Source organism: Xanthomonas euroxanthea (genome assembly GCF_900476395.1).
Taxonomy (GTDB): Bacteria; Pseudomonadota; Gammaproteobacteria; order Xanthomonadales; family Xanthomonadaceae; genus Xanthomonas; species Xanthomonas euroxanthea.
Genome location: NZ_UIHB01000004.1, coordinates 210,588 through 236,812, shown reverse-complemented (window position 1 = coordinate 236,812; position 26,225 = coordinate 210,588). Strand labels below are relative to the sequence as shown.

Genomic DNA, 26,225 nt, shown 5'->3' with positions numbered 1-26,225 from the left:
CGGCCCTCGTGACGCGGGTACGGGCGTGCGTCGCCGACGCCTTCCTTTGCGACAGCGCTGTGCTTGGGGCCGGGATTGCGACGACGATCGCGATCGCGACTCAATGCCTGAGGTCGACGCCCGTGCAGTGCGCCTGCGCCAGCTGCGGATTGCAGCGTGCGACGGCATCGCCGTCGAAACGCACCACATAACCGTTGCCGGTCGGCTCGTGTGCGGGGAAGTCGGTGCTGAGCAACTGCGCGCCACTGGCCAGCATGCGGTCGCGGCGGGTGGTGTCGTGTCGCAGCGCTTCCTTCAGGTCTGCGTCGGTCCGCGTGCGTACCAGATAGCCGGCTTTCACCAGCTGGGTGATCGTCTCGGCGGGGCCGTCGTTGAGTTCGGTGAACGCGGCATCGTCTTGGCCAGGCACGGCATTGGTGAAGCACACGCGTCCGCGCAGCGACGGATGCCCGGGCAGGTAGCTGGCACCGGCCGCACGTTGATCCAGCAGGAACACCACCTTGCCGCGCGCCTGGTCCAACGCCGGCCAGCCGTGCGCACGCACCGCGGCGTCGAGCGTGGCTGCGCTGCCACGCACCTGATCGGGGCTGAGGTACTCGCCGGGTCGAAAGACCGAGCGCAGTTCGGCATCCAATGCATCCATCGCCGCCGGATCGAACGGCTCCGGCTGCACGGTCGGAAAGGCCAGTTGCATCGGCGCCTGCTTGGTTTCCAGCAGGATGAAGATCGGCACATGCCCGGGATGCTGCGTCGACCACGCGCGCACTTCCTGCAGGCAGGCGATCAAGGGCTGGCAGGTACTGCGCTGGTCCACATCCTGCACATGCATGACCTTGAAGCCCGGTTTGTCCATGACCCCGGCCGGTGCGCTTGGCGCTGCGGGTGGCAAGCCGGCCTTGGCGAGCTGCGCGACGATGGCCGGGTGCGCGTAGCGGCCGCCGTTGGCATCGGCGAAGACATCCAGTTCGAGTTGCCGGACACCATCGTCCAGTTGTTGCCTCAGCGGCGGATGGCGGTAATCCAGCGCCGCGAACAGCTCCGGACTCAGTTGTTGCAGCAGCGTCGCTTCGCTGGGGGCGAAGCCGGCGTGGTAGCTGTTATGGCTGCCGATGTATTGCAGGTCGGTGAGGCGGGGAGCGGCGTGCGCGGTCGCGCCGGCCATCAGCAGCAGGCCAAGGCATGCTGCGCTGCGTGTGCTGCTTCGCTTCGCGCGCGATGGCTTCGTTCTGCGGTCATTGCGTGGATTCAACGCCGAAACAGCGGGGAGCAAGCGCATGCAGCCAGGCCGGAAAGAAGGTACCCGCCATCATCGCGGCCAAATCTGACGCAAGGCTTTCCGCCGTGTTGCCGTCGTGCGTCATATTGCGGAAAACGCGCCATGGCCTCGCGTCTCGCGACACGGACGGCTCAGTGCACTGCGGTTTTCCGCAAGGCATATGCCAGCAGCCGTGCCTGCACGCGCTCGGCACTGCTGCGTGGTGCATCCAGTGCCATCCGCTGCAGAGCGGCGGCACCGCTTGCATCGGCGGTATCGCGTGACAGCAGTGCGCGGCAGAGGGTCAACAGCTTGGCGCTGTTGCCGGCCGTTGCGCGTTTGAGCCAGGTCAGGGCGCGCAGCACGCGCTGCTCGACCTCGCTGAAGTCGCTGCCGAGCGGGTAGTCGGGCAGGCTGCCATCGCGACGGAACGGCGCCAGCGCCTGTTCCAGCGCCTGCGGTGTGTTGCGTCGTGCACGCGCAGGCAATGCAGGGTCGCCACGTAGCTTGCGCGATGCCTTGGCGCTCGCCAGCAATGCGTCCTGGAAGCGTGCATCGCAGATGCCGGCCATCGCCAGCACGCAGTCCTGGTCGGTCTGGTGGCGCAGGTCGGCGATGCCGTACTCGGTGATGTACAGGTCGCGCAGATGGCGCGGGATGGTGGTGTGCCCGTAGTTCCAGCGCACATTGCTCGCTGCGTGCGCACCGGCATCGCGCGTGGCCCGCAGCATCAACGCGCTGCGCGCCTGCGGCAAGGCATGCGCCATCGCCACGAAGTTGTATTGGCCGCCGACACCGGAGACCACACGGCCATCTTCCAGCCCGTCGGACACCGCCGCGCCGAGCGCGGTGGCCATCATGCAGGAGTTGAAGAAGCGCGCATCGCGGCGTTGCAGGCGCTCCAGCGTTTCGTTGCCGCCATACAGCTGGTTGATCTGGCTGATGCGGCGCATGCCGATGGCATCGCGCGTGTCCGCGTCCAGATCGCGCAGCCAGCGGTAAAAATCCGGCGAGCCGAGATAGAACGCGCCGTGCAGAAACTCGCCTTCGCGTGCCAGGCGCGCGTGATCGGCCGCGTCGGCGCCACCGTCGGCGATGCGCTGCATCAGCGGCAGATCATCGTGCACCTTGCGGCGGATCACGCCGCAGTCCACCAGCTGCTTGAAACCTTCATTGAGCATTTCGCTGCAGCCATACAGGCCGGTCTCGAACGGCGCCAGGCCACCGCTGGCCCGCACGGCAGGGTGTTGTTCCAGTTCCGGGTCCAGCGCATGCAGCACACGCCGATAGGTGGCGTTGTCGGTGTGTCGCAAGACCAAGGCATGGCTCAGCGCATCGGCCAGGGTGCCGATGCCGATCTGCAAGGTGCCGCCATCGCGGACCAGCGTGCTGGCATACAGACCGATGGCGTAGTCGACGCTGTTCACCGGTTGCCTGGGCAGGCCGAACAGGCGCGGCGACGGACCGGGCAGGTCGATGACCAGGTCGAAGAAGGCCTCCTCCACCGCCGCGGTGCCACCGATCCACGGCAGTTGCGTGTCCACTTCCGCCACCAGCATGGGGCGCGGCAGGCCAAGTGCCTGCACCGCATCCAGCGTGTCCTGGGTGATGTCGTTGTTGCACGACAACGACAGCCGCGTGGCGCCCGGTTCGCGCGCCACTTTCTGCACGATCAGGTTCGGTGCACGCTGCGCCACTGCGGCAGCAGCGTGGGTGTAGTTGAGACTGGTGTAATCGGCCTGCGCCTGGGTGGAGTGCAGCAGCCCGCCGGACTGCATGTAGAACTCTTCCACCTGCACATGCGCCGGCAGTGCATCGCGCAGCATGTCATCGACATAGGCAAGACGCGGGAAATCCTCGCCGAAATGGCGCGCGATGAACGGGGCCGCAAAGCGCGCCTCCAGCCCCGTGCCCGGCTTGGGCGGGTTGAGCGACAACGCGGTATACAGCGCCAGTGGCCGCGTGGGCGTGTGCTTGAGCTGCGCATATAGCGCGTTCAATAGCCGGTGCGGCTTGCCGATGCCCAGCGGCGCGCCGACACGTAGCGGGCCGTCGAGGCGTTGCAGGATGTGCGCAACAGCGCTGGGCAGGTCGGTCAGATGGTCAGTCATCGGTGCAGGGTAGCCGAGGCGATGGCGGGGTGGTTACCCGGACTGCCGACAAGACCGGGTTGATGCACCCGTTGCCGCAACGCTGTTGGGACGGGCTTGACAGGTCAAAGTTTTACATGCGTAATCGGTAAAAATTACGGATGTAATCGCATGCCGATCAGCGAAGCCGAAGCAGTGGTGATGCAGGTGCTCTGGGATGCGGCGCCGCGCAGCGCCGACGACGTGGTCGCCGCGCTGGCTGCCCACAGCAACTGGGCCGAGCCGACGGTGAAGACCCTGCTCAACCGCCTGCTTGGCAAGGGCGCCATCCGCGCGGTGAAAGAAGGGCGGCGCTATCTCTACTCGCCGGTGCTGGCGCGCGAGCAGTGGGTGCAGCAACAGAGCGAGGGGTTGCTGCAACGCCTGTTCGGTGGGCGGGTGGCGCCACTGGTGGCGCATTTCAGCGAGCGCGGAAAACTCAGCGCGTCCGATATCGCGGAGCTGAAACAACTGATCAAGGAGCTGGACGATGAACCCTGAGGCCTGGGTCCTGGTGTCGCGCGCAACGCTGTACATCACCGTCGCGCTGCTGGTCTGCCTGTTCCTGCGTCGCCCGCTGCGCAAGCTGTCGGGTGCCACCGCGGCGTATGCGATCTGGTCCTGCGTCCCGCTGGCCCTGGTGGCGGCCGTGTTGCCAGGCCCGTCTCTCGGCGTGGCGGTGCCGAGGTTACCGGCGCTGACTGCCCTGCCGGCGCTCTCCAGCGTGCAGGGCCAAGGCCAGGCGTGGGCAAGCTGGCTGGCGGCAGCGTGGCTGGGCGGCGCGGTGGTGATGGCGTTCGGAGTGTGGACGCGGCAACGGCGTTTCCTGCGCCGCCTGGGGCCGTTGCACCGGCTCGACCACCGGCTCTGGTCGGCCACGCACGATGTCGGCCTTCCTGCATCGCTGGGACTCTGGCGTCCGCGCATCGTGGTACCGGCCGATTTCAGCGTGCGCTACGACGCCGATGAGCGCGCGCTGATCCTGGCGCATGAGCGCATGCATCTGCGGCGCGGCGATCTGCATGCGAATCTGCTGGCAGCGCTGATGCTCTGCATCGGCTGGTTCAACCCGCTGATGCATCTGGCCTGGCGTGCGTTCCGGCTGGACCAGGAACTGGCCTGCGATGCGGCCGTGCTGGCGCAACATCCGGGCAAGCGCCGCAGTTACGCCACGGCCATGCTCAAGACCCAGCTTGGTGCCGGTTGCACGCAACTGGTCTGTCATTGGGCTGCGTCGCCTCCGTTGGCGCAACGGATCGCGGCACTGCGCGGTTTACCCGCAGCTGCCGGGCATGCGCGCTGGCGCGTGGTGATGGTGCTGCTGCTGGCGGCGACGATCAGCACCGCTGCCTGGGCCGTGCAGCCGGCGCGCATTGCGTTGCCGGCACACCCGGCGCCGGCGGCGGGCAACGCGGTGGATTTTTCCACGATGCAACCGCCGAGGTATCCGGCAGCCGCGGTCGACGGCGGTATCGAGGGCTTTGTCGAACTGCAGATTGAGGTCGACCCTGGCGGCGTACCGCAGCACATCGCCATCGTGCAGAGCACGCCGGCCGGTGTGTTCGATCAAGCGGTGCTGGAGGCAGCGCGTCATTGGCGGCTGACACCTGCGTCTGCACATGGCAGGGCGATTGCTTCCACGGTGCGCGTGCCGGTGAAGTTCGAACTGGATGCGCCGGAGCAAACGTCCACGGCTGCCGATGCCGGCGCCGCGCGCCCGGATGCACCAGCGTCCAGCCGTCTTGCCGGTTGTGCCTCGGCAGGCTGCGCAATGCAGGAGAAGCCGTGATGCGATTTACTCCGATATGCACTGCAGCCCTGGCGCTGTCGCTCGGCGCATGTGCAACGCAGGGCGTGCAGGAACAGCAGCGCAGCCAGCGCGAAGATTCGGTGGACCAGCGCATGCTGAGCGCGCAGTCGGGCGGTGACGGCGGCGGCTCCATCCGGTCTTACACACTGGCGCCGGCACAGCGTTTCCGGATGCCGCGCGCACTGCGCAGCGATGCGCCGGTGCTGCCGGCCGACTCGCCACGGCAGACACTGCCGCCGACCACCGTATGCGCGCATGTGATCCTGGCCGCCGACGGCGCGGTGCAGCGCGTCGACCCCATGTCCGATCGCGACGAATGCGCGGCCGGTCTGCTGCCGGACAACGCTGATCTGCTGCAGGCAGTGCGTGCCACGGTGCAGCAATGGCGGTTCGTGCCGGCCGCACTGTGCACGTTTGCCGCCGGCGTGGCGCAGCCGGCGGCGCTTGACGACTGCAGCGGCGCGATCAGCGAGGAACCGGTACCGGTGACGCTGTCGTTCGCGTTCACCTTCGAAGTACGGCAGGGCAGGGTCAGCGTGCGGCAGGGCAAGGTGGCGCAATGAACATGCGCATCGCTGTCATCAGAGCATTTCAGGTGCGAACAGGCGCCGCCGCGAGACTTCTTTGCCAGACAGCATGAAGCGGCCATCGCCGCGGTAATGCACCGTCCTGGGCAGCGCAGGCCGCCTGGCCACCTGCGCGCTCACCACTTCCCAGACGAAGAGGGCGTGGCGGTTGATCTGCCGCCCGTCGTGCAGGCGGCATTCGAAACTGGCGTAGCACTCGGCGATGGCTGGCGCCGCGACCTGCTGGCCGGGGACGGCAGTCAGCCCGAAGTGGTCGAACTTGTCCATCTGGGCACCGCTGCTGTTGCCAATGCCGATCACGGTGTCGAGCAGCTCGGCGGTCGGCAGATTGATCACGCATTGTTTGCTGCGCCGGACCAGTTCGAAACTGTGGTTGCCGGGAGCGATGCAGCAGGCGATCAGCGAGGGCGAAAACTCCAGCACCATATGCCAGCCCATGGTCATGATGTCGCGTTGGCCCTTGTGGGCCGAGCTCACCAGCACCACCGGCCCGGGTTCGAGGAAGCGGCGCACCTGCTCCACCGGGAATGCATGTTTCCGATACTGTTTCATGGACACACCAGCTGATTGGATGGGGCGATCGACGGCGTCGATGCGCTCATTCCAGCACATGCACGCTATCGGCGATGCGCTGCACTTCATCGGGATTGTGGCTGACGTACAACATCGGCAGGCGGATCTCGTCGCGCACGCGCTGCAGGTAGGGAATCAGTTCTTCGCGGCGCGCCTGATCCAGCGCCGACAAGGGCTCGTCAAACAGCAGGATCGCCGGTTGCGACAACAAGGCGCGGCCGATCGCCACACGCTGCGCTTCGCCCCCGGAGAGGTTGCGCGGCCGGCGTTGCAGCAACGGCGCTATACCCAGCAGCGCCACCACGTCGTCGAAGCCGAATGGCGCCGCGCCTCGGGCGTGCCGGCCATAACGCAGGTTGCGGCGCACATCCAGATGCGGAAACAGCCGCGCATCCTGAAACACGTAGCCGATCCTGCGCTTGTGCGTGGGCAGGTCCACGCCTTGCCGGGCGTCGTACAGGCAGCGCCCGTCGATGCGGATATGCCCGGCCTGCGGCCGCACCAGCCCGGCGATTGCGTTGAGCACCGTGCTCTTGCCCGCGCCGGAGGGGCCGACCAGGGCCACCACACGGGCCTGGTCCTGGATGTGGACATGCCGTTGGAAATTGCCGCGCTGCAGGTGCAGGTCGATATCGAGCATCAGCCGTCCTCGCGTGGATGCGGTCTGCGCACCAGCCACTCGGACAGCAGCAGCGCCGCCAGCGAGATCGCCAACGCAACGCCGGCCAGCCGCCACACGCCCGATTCCATGCCCGGCACCTGCATCAGCCCGTAGATGGCCGACGACAAGGTCTGGGTTTCGCCAGGAATATTGGACACGAAGGTGATGGTCGCGCCGAATTCGCCCAAGGCCTTGGCGAACGCCAGCACCGTGCCGGCCACCAGGCCAGGCCAGGCCAGCGGCAAGGTGATGCTGAAGAACACCCGCCACGGGCCCGCGCCGAGCGTGGCGGCGGCCGCTTCCAGGCGACGATCGGTCGCTTCGATGGACAAGCGGATCGCGCGCACCATCAACGGGAACCCCATCACCGCGCATGCCAGCGCCGCACCGGTCCAGCGGAATGCGAACTGGATGCCGAGGTGCTCCAGCAGCCAGCTGCCGACCGGCCCCTGCGTGCCCAGCACCACCAGCAGCGCGTAACCGGTCACCACCGGTGGCATCACCAGCGGCAAATGCAGCAGGGCATCCAGCAGCGCCTTGCCCGGGAAGCGCCGCCGCGCCAGCAGCCAGCCACAGGCGATGCCTGGCGGCAGGCTGGCGATGGCTGCAACGATGGCGACCTTGAGACTCAGGCCGATCGCGGTCAGCTCCTGCGGGGTGAACATCGACAACGGCGCGCCTCAATCCTGCAACGAAAAACCACGGCGCACGAAGATCGCCCCGGCCGGCTTGCTGCCCAGCCACTGCACGAACGCGGCGGTGCCGGCATTGCTGCTGTTCTTCAACGCGGCAACCGGATACACGATGGCCTCGTGGCTATCGTCGGGGAAGGTGGCAACCACGCGGACCTTGGGGTCGGCGCGTGCATCCGAGCCGTACACGATGCCCAGCGGCGCCTCCCCGCGCGAGACCAGCATCAACGCGGCGCGCACGCTTTCCGACTCGGCCAGGCGATTGCTCACGCCGTCCCAGTGGCCGAGCTTGCGCAGCGCTGCGGCGGCATACTTGCCCGCCGGCACGCTGTTGGTCTGGCCCACCGCCAGCCGACCGCGCTCGCCGAGCGCCCTGGCAATTGCGCCCGGCTGGCGCGGATCCACGCGCAGCCTGCTGCTGGCCGGGGCGATCAACACCAGGGTATTGCCGAGCAGGTTGTGACGCTGCGCCGGCAGCACCAGGCCGCGCTGCTGCAGATAGTCCATCCATTCCAGGTCGGCCGAAAAGAACACGTCTGCCGGTGCGCCTTGCTCGATCTGGCGTGCCAGTGCAGAGCTGGCGGCGTAGGAGACGCGCACGGGCGTGCCGGTCGCCTTCTGGTAGGCGGCCGCGGCCTCGTCCATGGATTCCTTCAGGCTTGCCGCAGCAAACACCGTCACCGGCGCGGTCTGCGCCGTGGCCAGGACGGGCAGGGCAAGCATCAGCACGCAGAACGCGCGCTGCCAAAAACCGATCGTGCGCATGGGGGGCTCCAGCAGGGTCAGGCACCGATCATAGCGGCTGCGCGCGATGCGCCGCGTGGCGGCCACGCTGACGCGTCAGCGAACCACTCCGTCACAGCGGCCGGCCTGCAGATTGGTCTGCAATGCCGGCCGGATCAGCCTGGGCTCGGGCAGCGTGGCATCGCGTGCCTGGCGCTGCGCCACGAACGCATCGACCTCCACGCCATCGCGCACATGGATATTGCTGCGCCGCTGTTCGCCGATGCTGGTCTGGTAGGCCACGTCGCGGCCGCCCGGGCCGTAGTCATGGCAGACGAACACGCGCGTGTCCTCCGGCAGTGCGTACATGCGCTGGATCGAGGCAAACAGTTGCCGTGCATCGCCACCGGGGAAATCGCAGCGCGCGGTGCCGGCGTCGGGCATGAACAACGAATCGCCGGGGAACAGCGCATCGCCGATCAGATACGCGATGCTGTCGCTGGTATGCCCGGGCACCGCGATGACACGTACCTGCAGCGTGCCCAGGGCGAAGCGCTCGTCATCGGCGAACAGGTGATCGAACTGCGAGCCATCGGCACGGAAGTCTTCCGGCAGCGCGTAGTGTGGCGCGAGCGTCTGCTGCACGTCCCGAATGCCGTCGCCGATGCCGATGCGTGCCTGTGGCCAGTGCTGTTTCAGCCACTGCGCGGCAGACAGGTGATCGGCATGCGCATGGGTTTCCAGCAGCCACTGCACCTGCCAGCCGCGGTGGGCGATGGCATCGACGATCGCCTGCGCGGCGCGCGTGCCGACCGCGCCGCTGTCGGCCGCATAGTCCAGCGCCGGGTCGATCACCGCTGCCGCCCCGGTCGCCGCGTCAGCGGCTACATAGGTGAAGGTGTTGCTGTCGGCGTGGAAGAACGCAAGCACCTCGGGCTGCATCGGCGTCTCCATCTCAGTGCGTGGCCAGCGCCGCGTTGAGCACGGCAGCCAGTCGGTCGCCAGCCTCGCGCAATTGCGTCTCGGCAACCGGACGATAGGTCGCGATGTAGCCGTCCGGCAACACGTGCTTGTCCGGATAAACGCCGGGCGTGATCGCGATCCTGCAGGAGGCCTGCGCCCAGGCCGCAGCCGGCGGTGGCAGCACCGGCGATGTCGCCGCGGTCGCCGGCAACGCCAGCAGGCGTTGCAGATACGCGTCGTCATCAAGCTGGCGGTCGTTGAGCATGCCGCTGTCCCACAGCGCATGCAGGTTGCTGCCCTTGCCAGCGACCTGCAGCTGGAATGCATTGCCGCCCTTGTCGTGCGCGTAGCCGGCATGCATCGGCTGGTGGATGTCGCCGACAAAATGCACCACGAACTTCAGGGCCTGCCGACGCACGTCCAGGGGCTGGCTGCGATCGGCAAGCAGCGCGGTCTGCCGATCCAGCGCGGCGATCACGCAGTTGCCGTCCGGGCAGTCGCGCGGCGGCTCGTACGTACAGTCGTGCTCGCCGAGATTGACGTAATGCCACGGGCCGGAGCGCTTGCCCAGGTCCGGATCATGCTCGCGCAATTCGTCGGCCCAGGTGGCGACACCGGCCAGTGTCGGATTGGCGTCGCCTTTCAGCAATTGCGCCACTTGTGCCCGCGCCTGCGGGCTCAGCTCGGTCTCGGCAATGCGCGCCACCAGGCGGTGGCCTTGCGGCCCCCAGGCGAAGGCGCTGATGGGCTGGAGTGCCGCGGCAACGGTTGCGGCAAGAAGGAGGAGGCGAGGGGAGAAGGTCTTCATCCGGCAATTGTACGCATCGGTCCGGGACGGTTTGATGGCTGTCCCGGTCCGACCACAGCCACGGCTCAGCGCGGCGTCTGCGGCAGGCTTAGAAATAGACCAGGTACGAGACGCCATAGGTCAGCGGATCGATCCGCGCCTTGCCCAGCCGGCTGCCATTGAAATCGACATTGCTGCGCGAATCGGTCCAGCGCGCATCCACCCGCAGGCCGCTGCGCTCGTTGAAGATGTAGTCCACACCGATATGTGCAGTGGCGCCCACCGAGTCGTCGAAGCGCAGGTCGCCGCTGCCGAAGGCGTCATCGACGTCCTCGCCGACAAACGTGGTGTAGTTGATGCCGACACCCACGAACGGCGACACCGTGCCGTAGCCGTTGATGTGGTACTGCAACAGCACGCTCGGCGGTACCGACCAGTAGCTGCCCACCTTGCCGACGCCCTCAAGCTCCAGATCGTGCTTGCCCGCTACCGCGGCATGCACCTCGATACCGAGATTGTTGCGCAGGAAGTATTCGTAGGTGAACGACAGCGTCGGGGCGCCCTTGATCTCGGCACGCGTGCCGCCGAAGCTGCCGCTGTCGGACTTGGGCGAGACATAGCCGGCGCCGTAGCCCGTGGTCCAGTGGCCGGCCGATTGTGCAAGGGCGGGTGCGGCCGAGGCGGCCAGTGCGATGGCGAGGGCGGTACGAATCAGCATGCTCATGGAATCCCCGGATAGGTCGGACAGGCGGTCGACGTGGCCAACCTGTCCGCAACTCCGGCGGTGGATTCACGTCCCTGGACGCCAAGTGTGCCAGAGATGCATCGCGCACGCTGCCGGGCTCAGAAGCGGTGCACGTAGGCCACGCCGTAGACCAGCGGGTCGATGTTGACCGTGCCGATGCGGTTGCCGTCGAGGCGCGCTTCGGTATCGATGTCGATCCAGCGCAGGTTCACCCGCAGCGCACCGCGCTCGCTGAGCTTGTAGTCCACGCCTGCGTGCAGGGCCAGGCCCCAGGAGTCGTCCAGTTCCAGCTCGCTGCCGGCCAGCGCGCCACGCGTGTCGGTGCTGAAGAAACGGGTGTAGTTGATGCCCGCGCCAACGAACGGCGAGAGCTTGCCCTGGCTGTTGAAGTGGTACTGCAGCGAAATCACCGGCGGCAGATGCTTGGTGCTGGCGACACGTCCCAGGCCGCGCAGCGCGATGTCGTGCTCGAACGGCAGCGCAGCCAGTACTTCGATGCCCAGGTTGTCGGCAATGAAGTATTCCGCAGTGAAGGTGGGCTTGATGTCCTTGCCGACGTCCGCTTCGAGCGTACCGCCGACCAGGCGGCCGTTATCGGATTTGGGAGCGACCTGGTGGGCACCGACGGCAACGGTCCAGTCGCCTTTGGATTGAGCCAGTGCGGGGACGCTGGCGAAGGCGGCGGCCAGGCCGGCGAGCAGAAGGGTAGAGCGCATGCGCATGGAAATTCCCGTTGTGTGCAGAGGATGGAAGAAGTCTTGGGGCTTTGCCCGATGGATGCCTTGATCCTGATCAATCGCTGCGCGCGCTGCCGCGACAGGTCATGCGCGGAGGTGACCAGGGACCGGCACCGGCAGCAGCGATCTGCGCCGTGCCGGTGATCGCACCGGCGCATCGCTTCTGCGCTGCGACGCCAGGCGCCTGGCGCCAGCGGCGGCGGGGAAGGAACTCCGACGCCTGCATGCGCGGGGGAGCCGGCAGCGAGCGGATGGCGGCAGGGATCGCGCACTTACCTGGCCTTGGCGAGCTTGGGCGCATCCACTTCCGGCATCGCCGAGCTGTGGTGGTTGATGATCAGCCACTTGTCGTCGCGCTTTTCGTACACGAAGGTGTAACGCGCCTGCACCTTGCTCTTCTTGCCGTCCTTGTCGGTCAGCGTGAAGGTATAGACGCCGGCATCCACTGCGCTGTCGTCATCGAGCACGCGCACGGTGCGGTAGTTGACGACGCCCTGCGGCTTCTTGGTCAGGAACATCGCGAAGTATTTTTCGATCTGCGCGCGCGAGGCGCGCACCTCGTTGGACACGGTCGGCAACAACACACCGTCCGGCGCGTACAGATCGGCCACCTTGTGCGGGTTGCCGGTGGCCAGTGCCGCGTTCCAGGTGTCGAACAGCGCAGCGACTTCGCGCGCTTCGCCATCGGTGGGCAAGGTGGCCTTGTCGGTGTAGTGCATCACGCCGCCAGCCAGCGCCGGGGTGGCGGCCAGTGCCAGGACCAGAGAGAGAAAGGTGCGACGCATGGGGGAATCTCCGTTGTGATGGATGGGTGCCTCAGCAGGCACGGCCAGTATCGAAATCCACGGAGCGCCGAAATGCTGCTGTTCGGCATATGCATCGATACGCCTTTCAGCGTATAGACGTAGAATTTAAGTAATTGAAATAATTTGGATATATCGAAAATAAGGCGTGTTTTCGATTGCCGCGTCCGTGCCGCACCTCAGATCGTCGCGGGCCCTCAAGTCAGGCAGGCGTCAGCCCATACCGCATCGTGCTTGCAGCGCCGAGCTCATCACCTTGTCGATTGACGGCACCCACACAGCCTGCCCACCTTTCGATTCCCGATTCCCGATTCCCGCCCCGCATGCACCACGGCACAACGTCCTGGCGCCACATGCCGCAGCGCTGGCTGCAGCACGGCTGCGGGAGTGCGACGCTGCTAGAATGGCGGTCCCTTTCCATCCGCCGCGCCATCGCGGCCGCAGGAGCTAGTGAACATGGCAATCAAGGTTGGCATCAACGGATTCGGTCGCATCGGCCGCAACGTGCTGCGCTCTGCGGTGCAGAACTTCGCCAATGACATCGAGATCGTGGCCATCAATGACCTGCTCGAGCCCGATTACCTCGCCTACATGCTGCAGTACGACTCGGTGCATGGCCGCTTCAAGGCCGATGTGTCGGTCGACGGCAACACGCTGATCGTCAACGGCAACAAGATCCGCCTGACGCAGGAGCGCGACCCGGCCAACCTCAAGTGGGATGCGGTCGGTGCCGACGTGGTGATCGAGTCCACCGGCCTGTTCCTGACCAAGGAAACCGCGCAGAAGCACATCGACGCCGGCGCCAAGAAGGTGATCCTCTCGGCACCGTCCAAGGACGACACGCCGATGTTCGTGTTCGGCGTCAACGACAAGACCTACAACGGCGAAGCGATCGTCTCCAACGCCTCGTGCACCACCAACTGCCTGGCGCCGCTGGCCAAGGTGATCAACGACAAGTGGGGCATCAAGCGCGGCCTGATGACCACCGTGCACGCGGCCACCGCGACGCAGAAGACCGTGGACGGCCCGTCGAACAAGGATTGGCGCGGTGGGCGCGGCATCCTGGAGAACATCATTCCGTCCTCCACCGGTGCCGCCAAGGCCGTGGGCGTGGTGATTCCCGAGCTCAACAAGAAGCTGACCGGCATGAGCTTCCGCGTGCCGACCTCGGACGTGTCGGTGGTCGACCTCACCGTCGAGCTGGAAAATCCGGCCACCTATGCCGAGATCTGTGCCGAAGTGAAGGCGCAGAGCGAAGGCGCCTTGAAGGGCGTGCTGGGTTACACCGAAGACAAGGTCGTGGCCACCGACTTCCGCGGCGAAACCTGCACCTCGGTGTTCGACGCCGACGCCGGCATCGCGCTGGATTCGACCTTCGTCAAGCTGGTGTCCTGGTACGACAACGAGTGGGGCTATTCCAACAAGTGCCTGGAAATGGTGCGGGTTGTCGCGAAGTAAACCTCGCGCCTAGGCGACGAGTGAAGGCCCCGGCATGCCGGGGCCTTTCGTTTTGTATGTGCCGGAACGTGACGTGTGCTGATGCCGTCACCGCGTCGTCGGCAGTACGGGAAGTGGACTTTGCGAGGCCCACGTGCGCTAATTTGCGGGCACGGCGGTCGTTCCCGTGTCGTGTACGAAGGATCGGGGAACTCCATGGATCGAGAGAACAAAACTCATGAGTAAATTTCTGGCGGGCGTATTGGCGCTCGGTGTGGTGATTGCGGTGTCGGCTCCGTCGACCACTTGGGCCGCGAAAAAGCAGACCGGTACGCCGGCCTGGATGAATGCCGATGGCGAGGTGATCAAGTCGGCCGATGTCGAGGCGGGCTATGGCGAAACGGTCAAGGGCATCAACGATTACGAAGGCGAGATCACCGGCAAGCCGGCGCCTGACAGCAAGTTCACCCAGCTGAAGATCGGCATGCCGATGAAGCAGGTCACCGACCTGATTGGTCAGCCGAACGATCAGGGCTCCTACGTGACCGGTAAGGCGTTCATCCCGTTCTTCTTCGGCGGCGACCGCTACCGGTATGAGATGGCCTACAAGGGCCAGGGGCGTCTGGTGTTCGCTGGCAAGTCGATGGACACCGGCGGCAACCTGATCTGGATCATCCATAACAAGAACGACAGCGGCTACCGCGAATGATGTTCAAACGCCCGGTTCTACCGGGCGTTTTTCTTGGGGGCATGTCCATGCCTGTAGCCATTGCGTGCCGGCGTCCCTGACGGCATCGCGTCGCTGCGCTTCAGCCAGTGACTGGCTGCCCAGACGCGTCCTGAGCCTGTATGGTTCGCGCATTCGGCCGGATGCCGACTCAGGGGTTATGCGTTGGAAACGATGATCGTGTCGGTGGTGCTGTTGCTGCTTGCGGTGCCGGTAGGGTTGGTGATTGCCCTGGTGTGGATCGCCGGCCTGCGGCGGCGCGTGGATGCGCTGGAACAGCGGCTTGCGCAATGGCAGGCCAGCGGCGCAGGCGGCGCGGACGCGGCGGCGGTGCACAGCCCAATGCAGTCGCCAGTCGGTACATGGGGGGCGCAGGAGGCGTCCGACCTCGGCCTGTCTGGGTCTGGCGCCCCTGAGCGGCCTGCCGCCGCAGATGTGCACGCTGCGCCGTCGCCGGTCGCGCCGATGCCGAGACCGATGCCGCCATCATTGCCCGCACAGGTGCCCGCATCTGCTACGGCGCGCAGTGCAGTCCAAGCACCGCCCCTGGCCGCTGCGCCTGCGGAATTCGAGCAGCAAGCGCACGACGTCCCGTCCGGACCAGGCCCGCTGGCGCGCGCGGCCAGCGCGGTGAAGCGCTGGTTCACCGAAGGCAACGTGCCGGTCAAGGTCGGCATGCTGGTGTTGCTGGCCGGCGTGGCGTCGCTGTTGAAGTACGCCAGCGACCAGGGCTGGATGCGCATGCCGATCGAGCTGCGGCTGGCCGGCATCAGTGTGCTGGCGCTCGCCGGCCTGGTCCTGGGCTGGAAGCAGCGGCTGCAGCGGCCCGGCTTTGCGCTGGCGTTGCAGGGCGGCGCCATCGGCGGCTTGCTGCTGACGGTGTTTGCCGCGTTCAAGTTGTACGGGCTGCTCGGCGCAGGCCTGGCGATGGGCATCAGCGTGGTGCTGATTGCCGGCATGTGCGTGCTGGCGGTGGTGCAGGATTCGCGCACGCTGGCGGTGCTGGGGGTGCTGGCCGGCTTCCTTGCGCCGATCTGGCTGTCCACCGGCAGCGGCAATCATGTCGCGCTGTTTGCGTATTACGCGGTGCTCAACGCCGGCATCGTGGCGATCGCCTGGACGCGTCCGTGGCGGGTGCTGAACCTGCTCGGATTCGCCTTCACCTTCGGCATCGGCACGCTGTGGGGCGCGCTGCAATACACCCCGGCGAAATTTGCCACCACCGAGCCGTTCCTGCTGCTGTTCTTCGCCATGTATGTGGCAATCCCGGTCCTGCACGCGCGCCGTGGCGATGGCAGTGCGGGCAAGCGCATCGACGGCAGCCTGTTGTTCGGCACCCCGCTGGTGGCCTTCGCGTTGCAGGCGCGCCTGCTGGATGGTGAACGCTTGCCGTTGGCGCTGTGCGCGTTGGCGGTGGCTGCGCTGTACGCGGGTCTGGCCGGCTGGTTGCTGCGGCGTGCCTCCACGCGTCTGCTGGGCCAGGCGCACGCGATGCTGGCGGTCGGTTTTGCCACCCTGGCCGTGCCGCTGGCACTGTCGGCGCGTGCCACCGCCAGCGTCTTTGCGCTGGAGGGTGCCGGTCTGCTGTGGCTGGGGCTGCGGCAACGGCGTCGGATCTCGCAGTTCAGCGGGGTGGCATTGCAGTTGCTGGCGGCGGTGGGTGTCGCCTTCGGCGTGGATGCCTGGCGTTACGACGCGGTGGCGGTAGCCAACGCCACATGCATGAGCACCCTGCTGCTTGCACTGGCCGGCTGGGCCAGTGCCTGGTTCCTGCGCGATGCAGGGCAGCCGCGCCGCGCGCTGGTGGCGTATCTGTGGGGGCTGGGCTGGTGGACGCTGTGCGGCGTGCACGAGATCCTGCGCTTTGCCGGCGATCTGCGCAGCGAGCCGGATCTGCTGCTGGGTTTTGTCGCGCTCACCGTGTGGCTGGCCGCCGAGGTGCATCGGCGTCGCCCGGCAACGGCGCTGGTGTGGACGGCGATGGCCGGGCTGGCGCTGGCTGCGCCGTTGGCGCTGTGGCAATGCCATGCGCATACACAACCGTTCGCGCATTGGGGGGCGCTGGCCTGGTTGGCGTTCGCCGTGGCAGGCACGCGCGCGCTGTGGTGCCTGCGCAGGCAGCACGGCGCAGGCGCCGTAGCCGCGCAGTTCATCTGGTGGCTGCTGTGGCCGTTGGTGGTGTCGCTGGGCGTGGCGTGGTTGGCCGATACGTACATGCTGGCAAATGGCTGGCGTTGCGCCTTGCTGGCCGCGCCCTGGTTGGGCGTGGCGGCAGTGGGCCTGTTGCGCTGGCCGTGGCTGGCGTGGCCGCAAGGCGCCGGCTTCGATCGGGCACGCAACCCGTTGCTGGGCTGTGTGTTCGCGGTGCTGGGCAGCGGTTGGCTGATCGTGCTGCTGGACCCGGTGAGCGCCGCGCCATTGCCGTGGCTGCCCTTGCTCAATCCGGCCGAGCTGGCGCAACTGGCGGTGCTGGCCCTGCTGGCGCGGTGGGCGTGGTCTGCGCACGCGCCCTTGGTCGTGCAACGGTGGCGGGTGACCGCGCTGGGTGTCCTGGGCTGGGCCCTGGTCACCGGCAGCACCCTGCACAGCGTGCATCACTGGGGTGGCGTGGCATGGGACGCCGGGTTGATCGGCGCGACCCTGTCGCAGACCAGCCTGACCATCGTGTGGAGCGTGCTGGGTGTGCTGGGCTGGGTGATCGGCTCGCGGCGCGGTCAGCGTGGGCTATGGCTGGGTGGTGCGTTGCTGATGGGCCTGGTGCTGGCCAAGCTGGTGCTGGTCGACCGCCAGCATCTGGGCAATCTGCTTGGCATCGGCTCGTTCATGGCCTATGGCCTGTTGTGCACCGTGGTGGGCTACCTGGCACCGGCGCCGCCGCGCCAGCCGGTGGCCGATGCGCAGGCCGTCGGAGACGATGGCGTCGACAAGGAACAGGCATGAAATCGAGGCAATGGGGATGGCTGCTGCTGGTGCCGCTGATGGCGCAGGCGGCCGATGTGCGCCAGGACTATCGGCAACAGTGGCCGCTGCAGGTGGCCGGCTCGGACGCCGGCCTGTATCAGCTGCGCTTGAACGCAGCGATCTATCGCAGCGCACAGGACGCAGGGCTGCGCGATGTCACGGTGATCGATGCGCGTGGCGAGGAGATGCCGGCCGCGCTCTTGCCGGTGGATGCCGCGCCGGCTGCCGCACCGCGTCGGCAACGCCTGCCCGTGTTTGCGCTGCCGGCCGGTGCGGCGCCTGCCAACGGCGACCTGCAACTGATCGCCGAACGCGATGCCAGTGGCGCGGTGCGGCGGCTGGAAGGCCGTTTTGCCACCGGCGCCGCTGCAGGTGCCGGTGGCAGCTGGCTGATCGATGCCAGCGCATTGGGTGATCGTCCGCGTGCGCTGTGGCTGGACTGGGACGGCAACACGCCGGTGCAGGCGCGGCTGCGTGTGGAAGGCAGCGACGATCTGCGCGACTGGCGCGTGCTGGCCGCCGACGCCACCGTGATGGCGCTGGACAACCAGGCGCAGCGTCTGCAGCAACGCCGTATCGCGCTGGACGAGGGCGCGCGCTATCTGCGCATCGTGCCGGTGTCGGGCGCGCTGCCGGCCTTGCGCGCGGTCGATGCGGAACTGGACGGCGTCGCTGCGCCGCTGCAATCGCAGTGGCTGGAGTTGCCGGGCACCGCACAGGACAAGGCGGTGCTGTATGCCTTGCCCGGGCGCTTTCCGGTCACCCAGGTCGATGTCAGCGGCGGTCAGGCCGAGGCGGTCGAATGGATCGTGGAAAGCCGTGATGCCGATGACGCGCCGTGGCTGCGCCGCGCCGGGCCGTGGTTGGCGTATCGACTCGGTGCCGGCAAGGCCGCCGCGTCCCCGCCGCAACAGCTGTCGGCCCCGGTGCGTGATCGCCAATGGCGCTTGCTCGCCGCACAAGGCCGCAGCACCGCGAGGCCGACGCTGCGCGTGGGCTACCAGCCGGAGCGGATGATGTTCCTCGCCCAGGGGCAGCCGCCGTATGCCATGGTCGCGGGTAGCGCGCGCGTGCAACGCGGTGACGCGCCACTGGCCTCGATGCTGCAGGCGCTGCGCCGCGAACGCGGCGCGCAGTGGCAACCGGCGCCGGCCAGCATCGCCGCGCAGGCGCAGCCGCTGGCCGGCGATGCCGCGCTGCAGCCGGCCGCCACGCCGCGCGACTGGAAGCGTTGGTTGCTGTGGGGGCTGCTGATCGGCGGCGCCGTGCTGGTTGGTGGTTTCGCCGTGAGTCTGCTGCGCAGCCCGGCGGCCAATCGCAGCCCCTGACGACCCGCGCGCCGCACCGCGGTTTGCCGCTGCGGCGCGAAGGTCCGACAATGGGCATCCCCCGTCGCCAAGGCAGCCGCATTGCCCGTCGTCCTCGACCGACCATCCCCCGCATCGTCAGCCGTATGGGCGGCGACATGCGCGGCAGGCAAGCTGCAATCTCCGCGACCTGCACGCGGGCGCAACGCCAGCGTGCAACGGCTGCCCCACGCCACCCATCCGCGCAGCGTCCAGACATCGGCGCCACGTGTACCGGCTGCTTTTTGATTCCCCAATCCCGATTTCCGAATCCCCATTCCCCATTCCCCAGACCTAGCGAGCTGACCCCATGTCCATCGTCCGCATGACCGACCTCGATCTCTCCGGCAAGCGCGTGCTGATCCGCCAGGATCTCAACGTGCCGATCGACAACGGCCAGATCACCTCCGAGCAGCGCATCACCGCGTCGGTGCCCACCATCCAGCTGGCGCTGGAAAAGGGCGCCGCGGTGATGGTCACCTCGCACCTGGGCCGCCCCAAGGAAGGCAGCTGGACCGAGGAGGATTCGCTGGCGCCGGTGGCCGCGCGCCTGACCGCGCTGCTGGGCGTGGACGTGCCGCTGGTGCGCGACTGGGTCGATGGCGTGGAGGTGGCGCCGGGTCAGGTGGTGCTGCTGGAAAACTGCCGCATGAACGTCGGCGAGGGCAAGGATGACGAAACCCTGGCGCGCAAGTACGCCGCGCTGTGCGATGTGTTCGTCATGGACGCCTTCGGCACCGCGCATCGCGCGCAGGCCTCCACCCATGGCGTGATCCGCTTCGCGCCGGTGGCTGCCGGCGGCCCGCTGCTGATGGCCGAACTCGATGCGCTGGCCAAGGCACTGGACAACCCGGCCAAGCCGCTGCTGGCGATCGTGGCCGGCAGCAAGGTGTCCACCAAGCTGGAGCTGCTGTCCAACCTGGTCAACAAGGTCGACCAGCTGATCGTCGGCGGCGGCATCGCCAACACCTTTATCGCCGCGGCCGGACATGCGGTGGGCAAGTCCCTGAGCGAGCCGGACCTGATTCCCACCGCCAACCAGATCGTCGCCGATGCCAAGCTGCGCGGCGCGGAGATTCCGTTGCCCACCGACGTGGTCGTCGCCAAGCAGTTCCTGCCCGATGCCGAGGCGACGGTGAAGTCGCTCGATGCGGTGGAGGCCGACGATCTGATCCTGGACATCGGCCCGCAGACCGCCACGGGCTACGCCGAGCTGATCGCCAGTGCCGGCACCGTGGTGTGGAACGGGCCGGTCGGCGTGTTCGAGTTCGAGCCCTTCAGCCACGGCACCGAAACCCTGGCGCGTGCGATCGCCAGCTCCAGGGCGTTCTCGATCGCCGGTGGCGGCGACACCCTGGCCGCGGTGGACAAGTACGACATCGCCAAGGACGTCACCTACATCTCCACCGGCGGCGGCGCGTTCCTGGAATTCCTGGAAGGCAAGACCCTGCCGGCGGTGGCGGCACTCGAGGCGCGCGGCAAGTGAGTGCAGCCACGCTGTTCTTCGATCTGGACGGCACCCTGGTCGATTCGGAGCCGGGCATCGTCGCCAGCATCGTGCATGCCTTCGACGCGGTGGGCCAGCCGCGACCCTCGCCGCAAACCCTGCGCGCGTGGATCGGCCCGCCGCTGCGCGACAGCTTCACCGACTGTTTTCCTGATGATCCGGCGCTGGTGCAGCGCACACTGGCAGCGTATCGCCAGCGTTACGACGCGGTGGGCTGGACCGAACTGAGCGTGTTCGACGGTATCGGTGCAGTCGTCAGCGACCTGCAGCGCGCCGGTCATCGCCTGGCGGTGGTGACCTCGAAGAACGAGCGTTACGCGCGCCGCATCGTCGAGCATCTGCCGTTTGGTGCGTGCTTCGAGAACGTGATCGGGGCCAGCGAAGACGGCGAGCGCCGTTTCAAGCCGGACCTGATTGCCGAAGCCTTGCGACGCCTGGACATTGCCAAGACCGGCTGCGTGATGATCGGCGACCGCCGGATGGATATCGATGGCGCCAACCATCACGGCATCCATAGCATCGGCGTGTTGTGGGGCTTCGGCGACGAAGCCGAGCTGCGGGGCGCAGGTGCGGGTGCGATCGCACACACCCCTGCCGAGTTGCGCGCCCTGATCGATGGACAGGACTGACGGACCACGCAGCCGCGCACATTGCCAGGCGAGCGCGGCCGGCGCTCGCCTGGGCGTGGCCGCATGCGCAGGCGGCGAGGGGCGTGCAGCGTCGGCGCCCCCGCGTCCGCTCGCTGTCGTCTGCTGACTGCTGCGAACCGTGGGACCTTCACCGCTGCCGCGTTAGGGTGGCAGCCCACAGCAACAACCCGCCGCGCGCCCAGCGCGCTGCGGAAAGCGTACGTACTGTCCCGCACTGTCTACAGGACATGCCGGAATGCGAGGGTGGCTATGCCGCAATGCCATCCTCGGTAGGTGACGCGTGTGTTAAGTTTCGCGGCTTTTACAGGGAGGCCATCATGAAAGAACGTCAACGCCGCACCAAGATCCTTGCCACGCTCGGACCGGCGACGGATCCGCCCGGTGTACTGGAGGCCTTGTTCAAGGCCGGCGTCAACGTGGTGCGCCTCAACTTCAGCCACGGCGACCCGTCCGGCCAGGCCAAGCGCGCTGCCGAAGTGCGCGCCGCGGCCGTCCGCGTCGGAGCCGAAGTCGGCATCCTGGCCGACCTGCCGGGTCCGAAGATCCGCGTCGAACGCTTTGCCGAAGGCAAGATCAAGCTGACCACCGGCGAGCGTTTCGACCTGGTGGCCGACCCCAATGCGCCCGCGGGCGACCAGCACCAGGTTGGCGTCAGCTACCTCGGCCTGCCGCAGGACGTGGCCGCCGGCGACGTGCTGCTGCTGGACGATGGCCTGGTGCAGCTGCAGGTGACCGAGGTGCAGGGTCAGCGCATCGTCACCACCGTGCTCAACGATGGCGTGCTGTCCGATCGCAAGGGCCTGAACAAGCAGGGCGGCGGCCTGTCGCTGGGCGCGCTGACCGAGCGCGACAAGGAGCTGATCGGCATCGTCGCCAAGATCGGCGTGGACTTCATCGCGGTGTCGTTCTGCCGCAACGCCGAGGACATGAACGATGCGCGCCGTATCGCGCGTCAGCACGGCTGCGATGCCGCGCTGGTGTCCAAGATCGAGCGCACCGAAGCGATCGAGAACCTGGTCGAGATCGTCGAAGCCTCCGACGTGGTGATGGTGGCGCGTGGCGATCTGGGCGTGGAAATCGGCGATGCCGAATTGCCGGGCCTGCAGAAGAAGATCATCCGCGAATCGCTGGCGCAGAACAAAGTGGTGATCACCGCCACGCAGATGCTGCAGTCGATGGTGGAAAGCCCGATCCCGACCCGCGCCGAAGTGCTGGACGTGGCCAATGCGGTCATCGACGGCACCGACGCGGTGATGCTCTCGGCCGAAACCGCGGCCGGCGCCTATCCGGTGCGTGCGGTGGAAGCGATGGCACGCATCTGTCTGGGTGCCGAGCGCCAGTTCGAGTTCGACACCGACTTCGAAGCGGCGCAACGTAACCTGCAGCGCGCCGACCAGGCGATCGCAATGGCGACCATGTTCCTGTCCGAACACATCGGTCTGGCCGGCGTGGTCGCGTTGACCGAGTCCGGCGGCACGCCGCGTTACCTGTCGCGCTTCCGTTCCAACATGCCGATCTACGCCTTCACCCGTCACGATGGCGCACGCCGCCACATGGCGATGATGCGTGGCGTGTTCCCGATCAGCTTCGACAGCCGCGGCCTGACCCCGCGCGAAGCCGCACGTGCGGCGATCCGCCTGCTGGTGGAGAACGAGCGCATGGGACCGGGCGACCGCGTGGTGTTCACCAGCGGCGAGCACATGGAAACCCATGGCGCCACCAACACGCTCCGCCTGCTGGAAGTGGGCGAGGACGGCCGCGCCAGCGGCCTGGGCGAGCTGTAACGCCTGGCCTGAGCCGCGCGTGCGTCGCAGGTCGATGCACGCGCTGGCCCACCATCGTTGCCTGCAAATACAGCGGCGGCCTGCGGGTCGCCGTTGTGCTGTGCGGGACATGGTCTGCGGTGCGGGATGCGCCTGCAGGCGCGCATAGCGCGAGGCACGCGCATCACGCTGCGAGCAGCGCCACACATCCTGTCATGCAGCACATGTGTAATCGGTTGCAGACATTCCGTGAAGGAATGTGTACGACTTTCGTCGCTATACTTTCCTTCTCCCCCGCAGCTGCCACAGGAACTACATGAGCATCGAACAGCTTGCCGAAACCGCCCAGGCCATGGTCGCCCCGGGCAAGGGCATCATCGCCATCGACGAATCGACCAGCACGATCGCCAAGCGTTTTGCCAGCGTCGGCATCGAGAACATCGAAGAAAACCGTCGCGCCTATCGCGAACTGCTGCTGACCACGCCCAAGCTGAGCGACTACATCTCCGGCGCCATCCTGTTCGACGAGACCATCCGTCAGAAGACCAAGGACGGCGTGCCGTTCGCCGAGTACATGACCGCCCACGGCATCATCCCGGGCATCAAGGTCGACAAGGGTGCGCAGCCGCTGGCCGGCATGCCGGGCGAGCTGGTCACCGAAGGCCTTGACGGCCTGCGTGCGCGTCTGGAGGAGTACTACACGCTGGGCGCACGCTTCGCCAAGTGGCGTGCGGTCATCAACATCGGCGAAGACATCCCGTCCGGCACCTGCATCGAGGCCAACTCGCACGCGCTGGCGCGTTACGCCGCACTGTGTCAGGAGCAGGGCCTGGTGCCGATGGTCGAGCCGGAAGTGATCATGGACGGCAACCACGACATCGAGACCTGCTACGAAGTCACCGAAGCCACGCTGCGTTCGCTGTTCGGCGCACTGTATGAGCAGAACGTCGTGCTCGAAGGCACCATCCTGAAGGCCTCGATGGTCATCTCCGGCAAGGGCTGCGAAGAGCAGGCCAGCGTGGAGGAAGTGGCCGAGTCCACCGTGATGTGCCTGAAGTCGACCGTGCCGGCGATCCTGCCGGGCATCGTGTTCCTGTCTGGCGGCCAGACCGACGAGCAGTCCACCGCCCACCTCAACGAGATGCACCAGCTCGGCAACCTGCCGTGGCCGCTGAGCTTCTCGTATGGCCGTGCGATGCAGCAGGCTGCGCTGAAGCTGTGGGCCAAAGACATGACCGGCAACGTCGCCAAGGCGCAGCAGATCATCTATGAGCGCGCCAAGGAAAACGGCCTGGCCGCACTGGGCAAGTGGAAGGGTTGATCGCCGTGTCGGCCGCCTTGCGGCCGGATCGAACGTAGCAAAGAGAACGCCGGCAGCGATGCCGGCGTTCTTGTTTGCGTGGACCGCGCTGCGCCTGCGTACCTGCCCAAATGCAACGAGCGCCTCGCGGCGCTCGTCATCCTTACCTTCTGCATCGCGAGCGTCAGGCGGCAGCGGTTTCCTGCGCGGCCAGGGCTTGCTGGTAGGCCTTGAACGTCGCTTCGTTATAGGCCACCAGCACGATGTGCTTGGGCACCTTGTGCGAGCGCTGCCAGTCGCGGGTTTCGGTAACGGCGATGCGTGCGGCCTGGTATAGCGGATAGCCGTAGATCCCGCAGCTGATGGCCGGGAACGCGATCGAGTGCAGCATCATCTGCTCGGCCAGTTTCAACGATTGCCAGTAGCAGTTGGCCAGTTGTTCCGGCTCGTTGTGCTTGCCATCGCGCCAGACCGGGCCGACGGTATGAAAGACATGCCGCGCCTTGAGGTCGAACCCGTCGGTGATGCGGATTTCGCCGGTGGGGCAGCGCACACCCGGACGTACCTGCGGCAATGCTTCGCAGGCCTGCAGCAGGCGCGGGCCGGCTGCGCGATGGATGGCGCCATCCACGCCGCCACCGCCCAGCAGTGATTCGTTGGCGGCGTTGACGATGACGTCAACGTCGAGTTCGGTGATGTCGCCTTGCCAGACTTCGATCTTCATAGCGCGATAATTATGGGATTTGCATGAGGAACGCGTGATGGGGCGCGCGTTACGGAACGGGCACGCTATCGCCCATTCATCTCACCTGCTGCGATTGCCGGAAAGGGCTGTGGCGGTTGCGCTGACGGAGGCTTGAGAACACCCCGATGCGATCGATCGGCTCAATCGCCGACCGGCCGTATCACCGACGGTCGCGCACTTACGGCCGGCGCCGCACGCGCGCGCAACAGGCGCTGTAGTGGCGGCCGAATTCGTCACCCAGACACGCTTCTTCAAACGGAATCGCATACCGCAGAAGGCCAGGGGCGATGCCTGGGTGGACCCACAAGCAAACAGGCCGCGCTATGGGCGCGGCCTGTGCGTGCAAACCAACGACGTGATCGATCAAGGCAGACCGGCCAGCCAATCGTCGTCGGAACCTTCGTTGATGTCGGCAAACAGCGGCGTGGAGAAATAGCGCTCGCCGGTGTCGGGCAGCATCGCCAGCACCACTGCGCCGGGCGCCGCGCCTTCGGCCACGCGCAATGCGGTGGCGACAGTGGCGCCGCCGGAGATGCCGGTGAAGATGCCTTCTTCGGCGGCCAGGCGGCGCGCCACGGTGATCGCGTCGGTGTCTTCCACGCTCAGCACCTCGTGGGCGACCTCGCGGTTGAGCACTTCCGGCACGAAGTCCGGGGTCCAGCCCTGGATCTTGTGCGGCTTCCAGTCCTGGCCCTGCAACAGCGCAGCGCCAGCCGGCTCGGTGGCGGTGATGCGCACTTCCGGGCGGGCCACGCGCAGCACTTCACCCACGCCGGTGAGCGTGCCACCGGTGCCCCAGCCGGTGACGAAATGGTCCAGCCGGAGCCCGGCGAAGTCGCGCAGGATTTCCGCGGCGGTGGTGTTGCGGTGGTAGGCCGGATTGGCCGGGTTGGCGAACTGGCTGGCCAGGAACCAGCCATGCTGCTCGGCCAGTTCCCTGGCCTTGCGCACCATGCCGCTGCCGCGCTCGGCCGCCGGGGTCAGGATCACCTTGGCACCATAGGCGCGCATCAGCTTGCGGCGTTCGATGGAGAAGGTTTCCACCATCGTGGCGACGAACTTGTAGCCGCGCGCGGCGGCCACCATCGCCAGCGCCACGCCGGTATTGCCGGAGGTGGCCTCGACAATGGTGTCGCCGGGCTTGAGCAGGCCGCGCTGTTCGGCATCGAGGATGATCGCCAGCGCCAGGCGGTCCTTGACCGAGCCGCCCGGATTGAACGACTCGACCTTGACGTACAAGGTCACGTGTTCCGGAGCGAGGCGATGGAGTTTGAGCACCGGGGTACGGCCGATGGTGTCGAGGATGTTGTCGTACAGGGCCATG

General features: G+C 67.0%; 24 protein-coding genes. 11 read left to right on the top strand and 13 right to left on the bottom strand.

Annotated features, from left to right (window positions below):
* Window positions 1-100: 100 nt before the first annotated feature.
* The gene (locus CPBF1521_RS13445) at window positions 101-1,276 is read right to left on the bottom strand and encodes a phosphatidylinositol-specific phospholipase C1-like protein (protein ID WP_115677311.1); all 1,176 of its coding nucleotides are present in this window, start codon (window positions 1,274-1,276) and stop codon (window positions 101-103) included.
* A 131-nt stretch (window positions 1,277-1,407) separates the two neighbouring features.
* Window positions 1,408-3,366, bottom strand: coding sequence for an acetyl-CoA hydrolase/transferase C-terminal domain-containing protein (locus CPBF1521_RS13440; protein WP_181901228.1), 1,959 nt, complete (start codon window positions 3,364-3,366; stop codon window positions 1,408-1,410).
* A 150-nt stretch (window positions 3,367-3,516) separates the two neighbouring features.
* Here CPBF1521_RS13440 and CPBF1521_RS13435 point away from each other — a divergent pair, with 150 nt between their 5' ends.
* Genes CPBF1521_RS13435 through CPBF1521_RS13425 form a run of 3 tightly spaced genes read left to right on the top strand, consistent with a single transcriptional unit; the run spans window position 3,517 to window position 5,757 of the window.
* Window positions 3,517-3,885 (top strand): BlaI/MecI/CopY family transcriptional regulator, encoded by a 369-nt coding sequence (locus CPBF1521_RS13435; RefSeq protein ID WP_126947566.1) that lies wholly within the window; start codon window positions 3,517-3,519, stop codon window positions 3,883-3,885.
* Window positions 3,875-5,173 (top strand): TonB family protein, encoded by a 1,299-nt coding sequence (locus CPBF1521_RS13430; protein ID WP_115677309.1) that lies wholly within the window; start codon window positions 3,875-3,877, stop codon window positions 5,171-5,173. The genes CPBF1521_RS13435 and CPBF1521_RS13430 overlap by 11 nt, the downstream gene beginning before the upstream one ends.
* Entirely contained in the window at window positions 5,173-5,757 is a 585-nt protein-coding gene (locus CPBF1521_RS13425) for a hypothetical protein (RefSeq protein WP_115677308.1), read from the top strand. Before CPBF1521_RS13430 ends, CPBF1521_RS13425 begins: the two co-directional genes overlap by 1 nt.
* Before the next feature lie 18 nt (window positions 5,758-5,775).
* Here CPBF1521_RS13425 and CPBF1521_RS13420 read toward each other — a convergent pair whose 3' ends face one another.
* The 9 genes from CPBF1521_RS13420 to CPBF1521_RS13380 all read right to left on the bottom strand — a co-directional run bounded on the left by CPBF1521_RS13420 (window position 5,776) and on the right by CPBF1521_RS13380 (window position 12,447).
* Window positions 5,776-6,333 (bottom strand): flavin reductase family protein, encoded by a 558-nt coding sequence (locus CPBF1521_RS13420; protein ID WP_115677307.1) that lies wholly within the window; start codon window positions 6,331-6,333, stop codon window positions 5,776-5,778.
* 46 nt (window positions 6,334-6,379) lie between these two features.
* A complete protein-coding gene (modC, locus tag CPBF1521_RS13415; RefSeq protein ID WP_115677306.1) occupies window positions 6,380-6,994 on the bottom strand; it encodes a molybdenum ABC transporter ATP-binding protein in 615 nt (204 codons plus the stop codon).
* On the bottom strand, window positions 6,994-7,680 hold the full coding sequence (gene modB / locus CPBF1521_RS13410) for a molybdate ABC transporter permease subunit (protein WP_180497036.1): 687 nt from the start codon (window positions 7,678-7,680) through the stop codon (window positions 6,994-6,996). The genes modC and modB overlap by 1 nt, the downstream gene beginning before the upstream one ends.
* 15 nt (window positions 7,681-7,695) lie before the next feature.
* Window positions 7,696-8,472 (bottom strand): molybdate ABC transporter substrate-binding protein, encoded by a 777-nt coding sequence (gene modA / locus CPBF1521_RS13405; protein ID WP_115677399.1) that lies wholly within the window; start codon window positions 8,470-8,472, stop codon window positions 7,696-7,698.
* A gap of 75 nt (window positions 8,473-8,547) precedes the next feature.
* Window positions 8,548-9,372 (bottom strand): MBL fold metallo-hydrolase, encoded by an 825-nt coding sequence (locus CPBF1521_RS13400; protein WP_115677398.1) that lies wholly within the window; start codon window positions 9,370-9,372, stop codon window positions 8,548-8,550.
* 13 nt (window positions 9,373-9,385) lie between these two features.
* Entirely contained in the window at window positions 9,386-10,318 is a 933-nt protein-coding gene (locus tag CPBF1521_RS13395) for a S1/P1 nuclease (RefSeq protein WP_235858455.1), read from the bottom strand.
* Window positions 10,290-10,904: an OmpW/AlkL family protein gene (locus CPBF1521_RS13390; protein WP_104648881.1), complete on the bottom strand. Its 615-nt coding sequence runs from the start codon at window positions 10,902-10,904 to the stop codon at window positions 10,290-10,292. The genes CPBF1521_RS13395 and CPBF1521_RS13390 overlap by 29 nt, the downstream gene beginning before the upstream one ends.
* Before the next feature lie 119 nt (window positions 10,905-11,023).
* Window positions 11,024-11,647 (bottom strand): OmpW/AlkL family protein, encoded by a 624-nt coding sequence (locus CPBF1521_RS13385; RefSeq protein ID WP_115677303.1) that lies wholly within the window; start codon window positions 11,645-11,647, stop codon window positions 11,024-11,026.
* Between the two features lie 287 nt (window positions 11,648-11,934).
* Window positions 11,935-12,447, bottom strand: a complete 513-nt coding sequence (locus CPBF1521_RS13380) for an SgcJ/EcaC family oxidoreductase (RefSeq protein WP_115677302.1) — start codon at window positions 12,445-12,447, stop codon at window positions 11,935-11,937.
* 474 nt (window positions 12,448-12,921) lie between these two features.
* Here CPBF1521_RS13380 and gap point away from each other — a divergent pair, with 474 nt between their 5' ends.
* The 8 genes from gap (at window position 12,922) to CPBF1521_RS13335 (ending at window position 24,177) form a co-directional block, all read left to right on the top strand.
* Window positions 12,922-13,923 (top strand): type I glyceraldehyde-3-phosphate dehydrogenase, encoded by a 1,002-nt coding sequence (gene gap / locus CPBF1521_RS13375; protein ID WP_115677301.1) that lies wholly within the window; start codon window positions 12,922-12,924, stop codon window positions 13,921-13,923.
* Window positions 13,924-14,140: 217 nt separating this feature from the next.
* Window positions 14,141-14,611 (top strand): hypothetical protein, encoded by a 471-nt coding sequence (locus CPBF1521_RS13370; RefSeq protein ID WP_115677300.1) that lies wholly within the window; start codon window positions 14,141-14,143, stop codon window positions 14,609-14,611.
* Window positions 14,612-14,803: 192 nt separating this feature from the next.
* The gene (locus tag CPBF1521_RS13365) at window positions 14,804-17,569 is read left to right on the top strand and encodes a DUF2339 domain-containing protein (RefSeq protein ID WP_370659380.1); all 2,766 of its coding nucleotides are present in this window, start codon (window positions 14,804-14,806) and stop codon (window positions 17,567-17,569) included.
* Window positions 17,566-18,918, top strand: a complete 1,353-nt coding sequence (locus CPBF1521_RS13360; protein WP_115677298.1) for a DUF3999 domain-containing protein — start codon at window positions 17,566-17,568, stop codon at window positions 18,916-18,918. Before CPBF1521_RS13365 ends, CPBF1521_RS13360 begins: the two co-directional genes overlap by 4 nt.
* 328 nt (window positions 18,919-19,246) lie before the next feature.
* Window positions 19,247-20,422, top strand: a complete 1,176-nt coding sequence (locus CPBF1521_RS13355) for a phosphoglycerate kinase (protein ID WP_115677297.1) — start codon at window positions 19,247-19,249, stop codon at window positions 20,420-20,422.
* Entirely contained in the window at window positions 20,419-21,072 is a 654-nt protein-coding gene (locus CPBF1521_RS13350; protein WP_115677296.1) for an HAD family hydrolase, read from the top strand. Before CPBF1521_RS13355 ends, CPBF1521_RS13350 begins: the two co-directional genes overlap by 4 nt.
* Window positions 21,073-21,410: 338 nt before the next feature.
* Window positions 21,411-22,877 (top strand): pyruvate kinase, encoded by a 1,467-nt coding sequence (gene pyk, locus CPBF1521_RS13345; protein ID WP_104583696.1) that lies wholly within the window; start codon window positions 21,411-21,413, stop codon window positions 22,875-22,877.
* Between the two features lie 295 nt (window positions 22,878-23,172).
* Window positions 23,173-24,177 carry a class I fructose-bisphosphate aldolase gene (locus tag CPBF1521_RS13335; RefSeq protein WP_104583694.1) on the top strand — a complete coding sequence of 335 codons (1,005 nt, stop codon included), beginning with the start codon at window positions 23,173-23,175 and terminating at the stop codon, window positions 24,175-24,177.
* Window positions 24,178-24,340: 163 nt separating this feature from the next.
* On the opposite strand, the gene CPBF1521_RS13330 is transcribed toward CPBF1521_RS13335, so the two are convergent.
* Together CPBF1521_RS13330 and cysK are read right to left on the bottom strand one after the other, a co-directional pair.
* Window positions 24,341-24,880: an O-acetyl-ADP-ribose deacetylase gene (locus tag CPBF1521_RS13330; protein WP_024938170.1), complete on the bottom strand. Its 540-nt coding sequence runs from the start codon at window positions 24,878-24,880 to the stop codon at window positions 24,341-24,343.
* A gap of 384 nt (window positions 24,881-25,264) precedes the next feature.
* Entirely contained in the window at window positions 25,265-26,224 is a 960-nt protein-coding gene (cysK, locus tag CPBF1521_RS13320) for a cysteine synthase A (protein WP_115677294.1), read from the bottom strand.
* Window position 26,225: the final 1 nt, after the last annotated feature.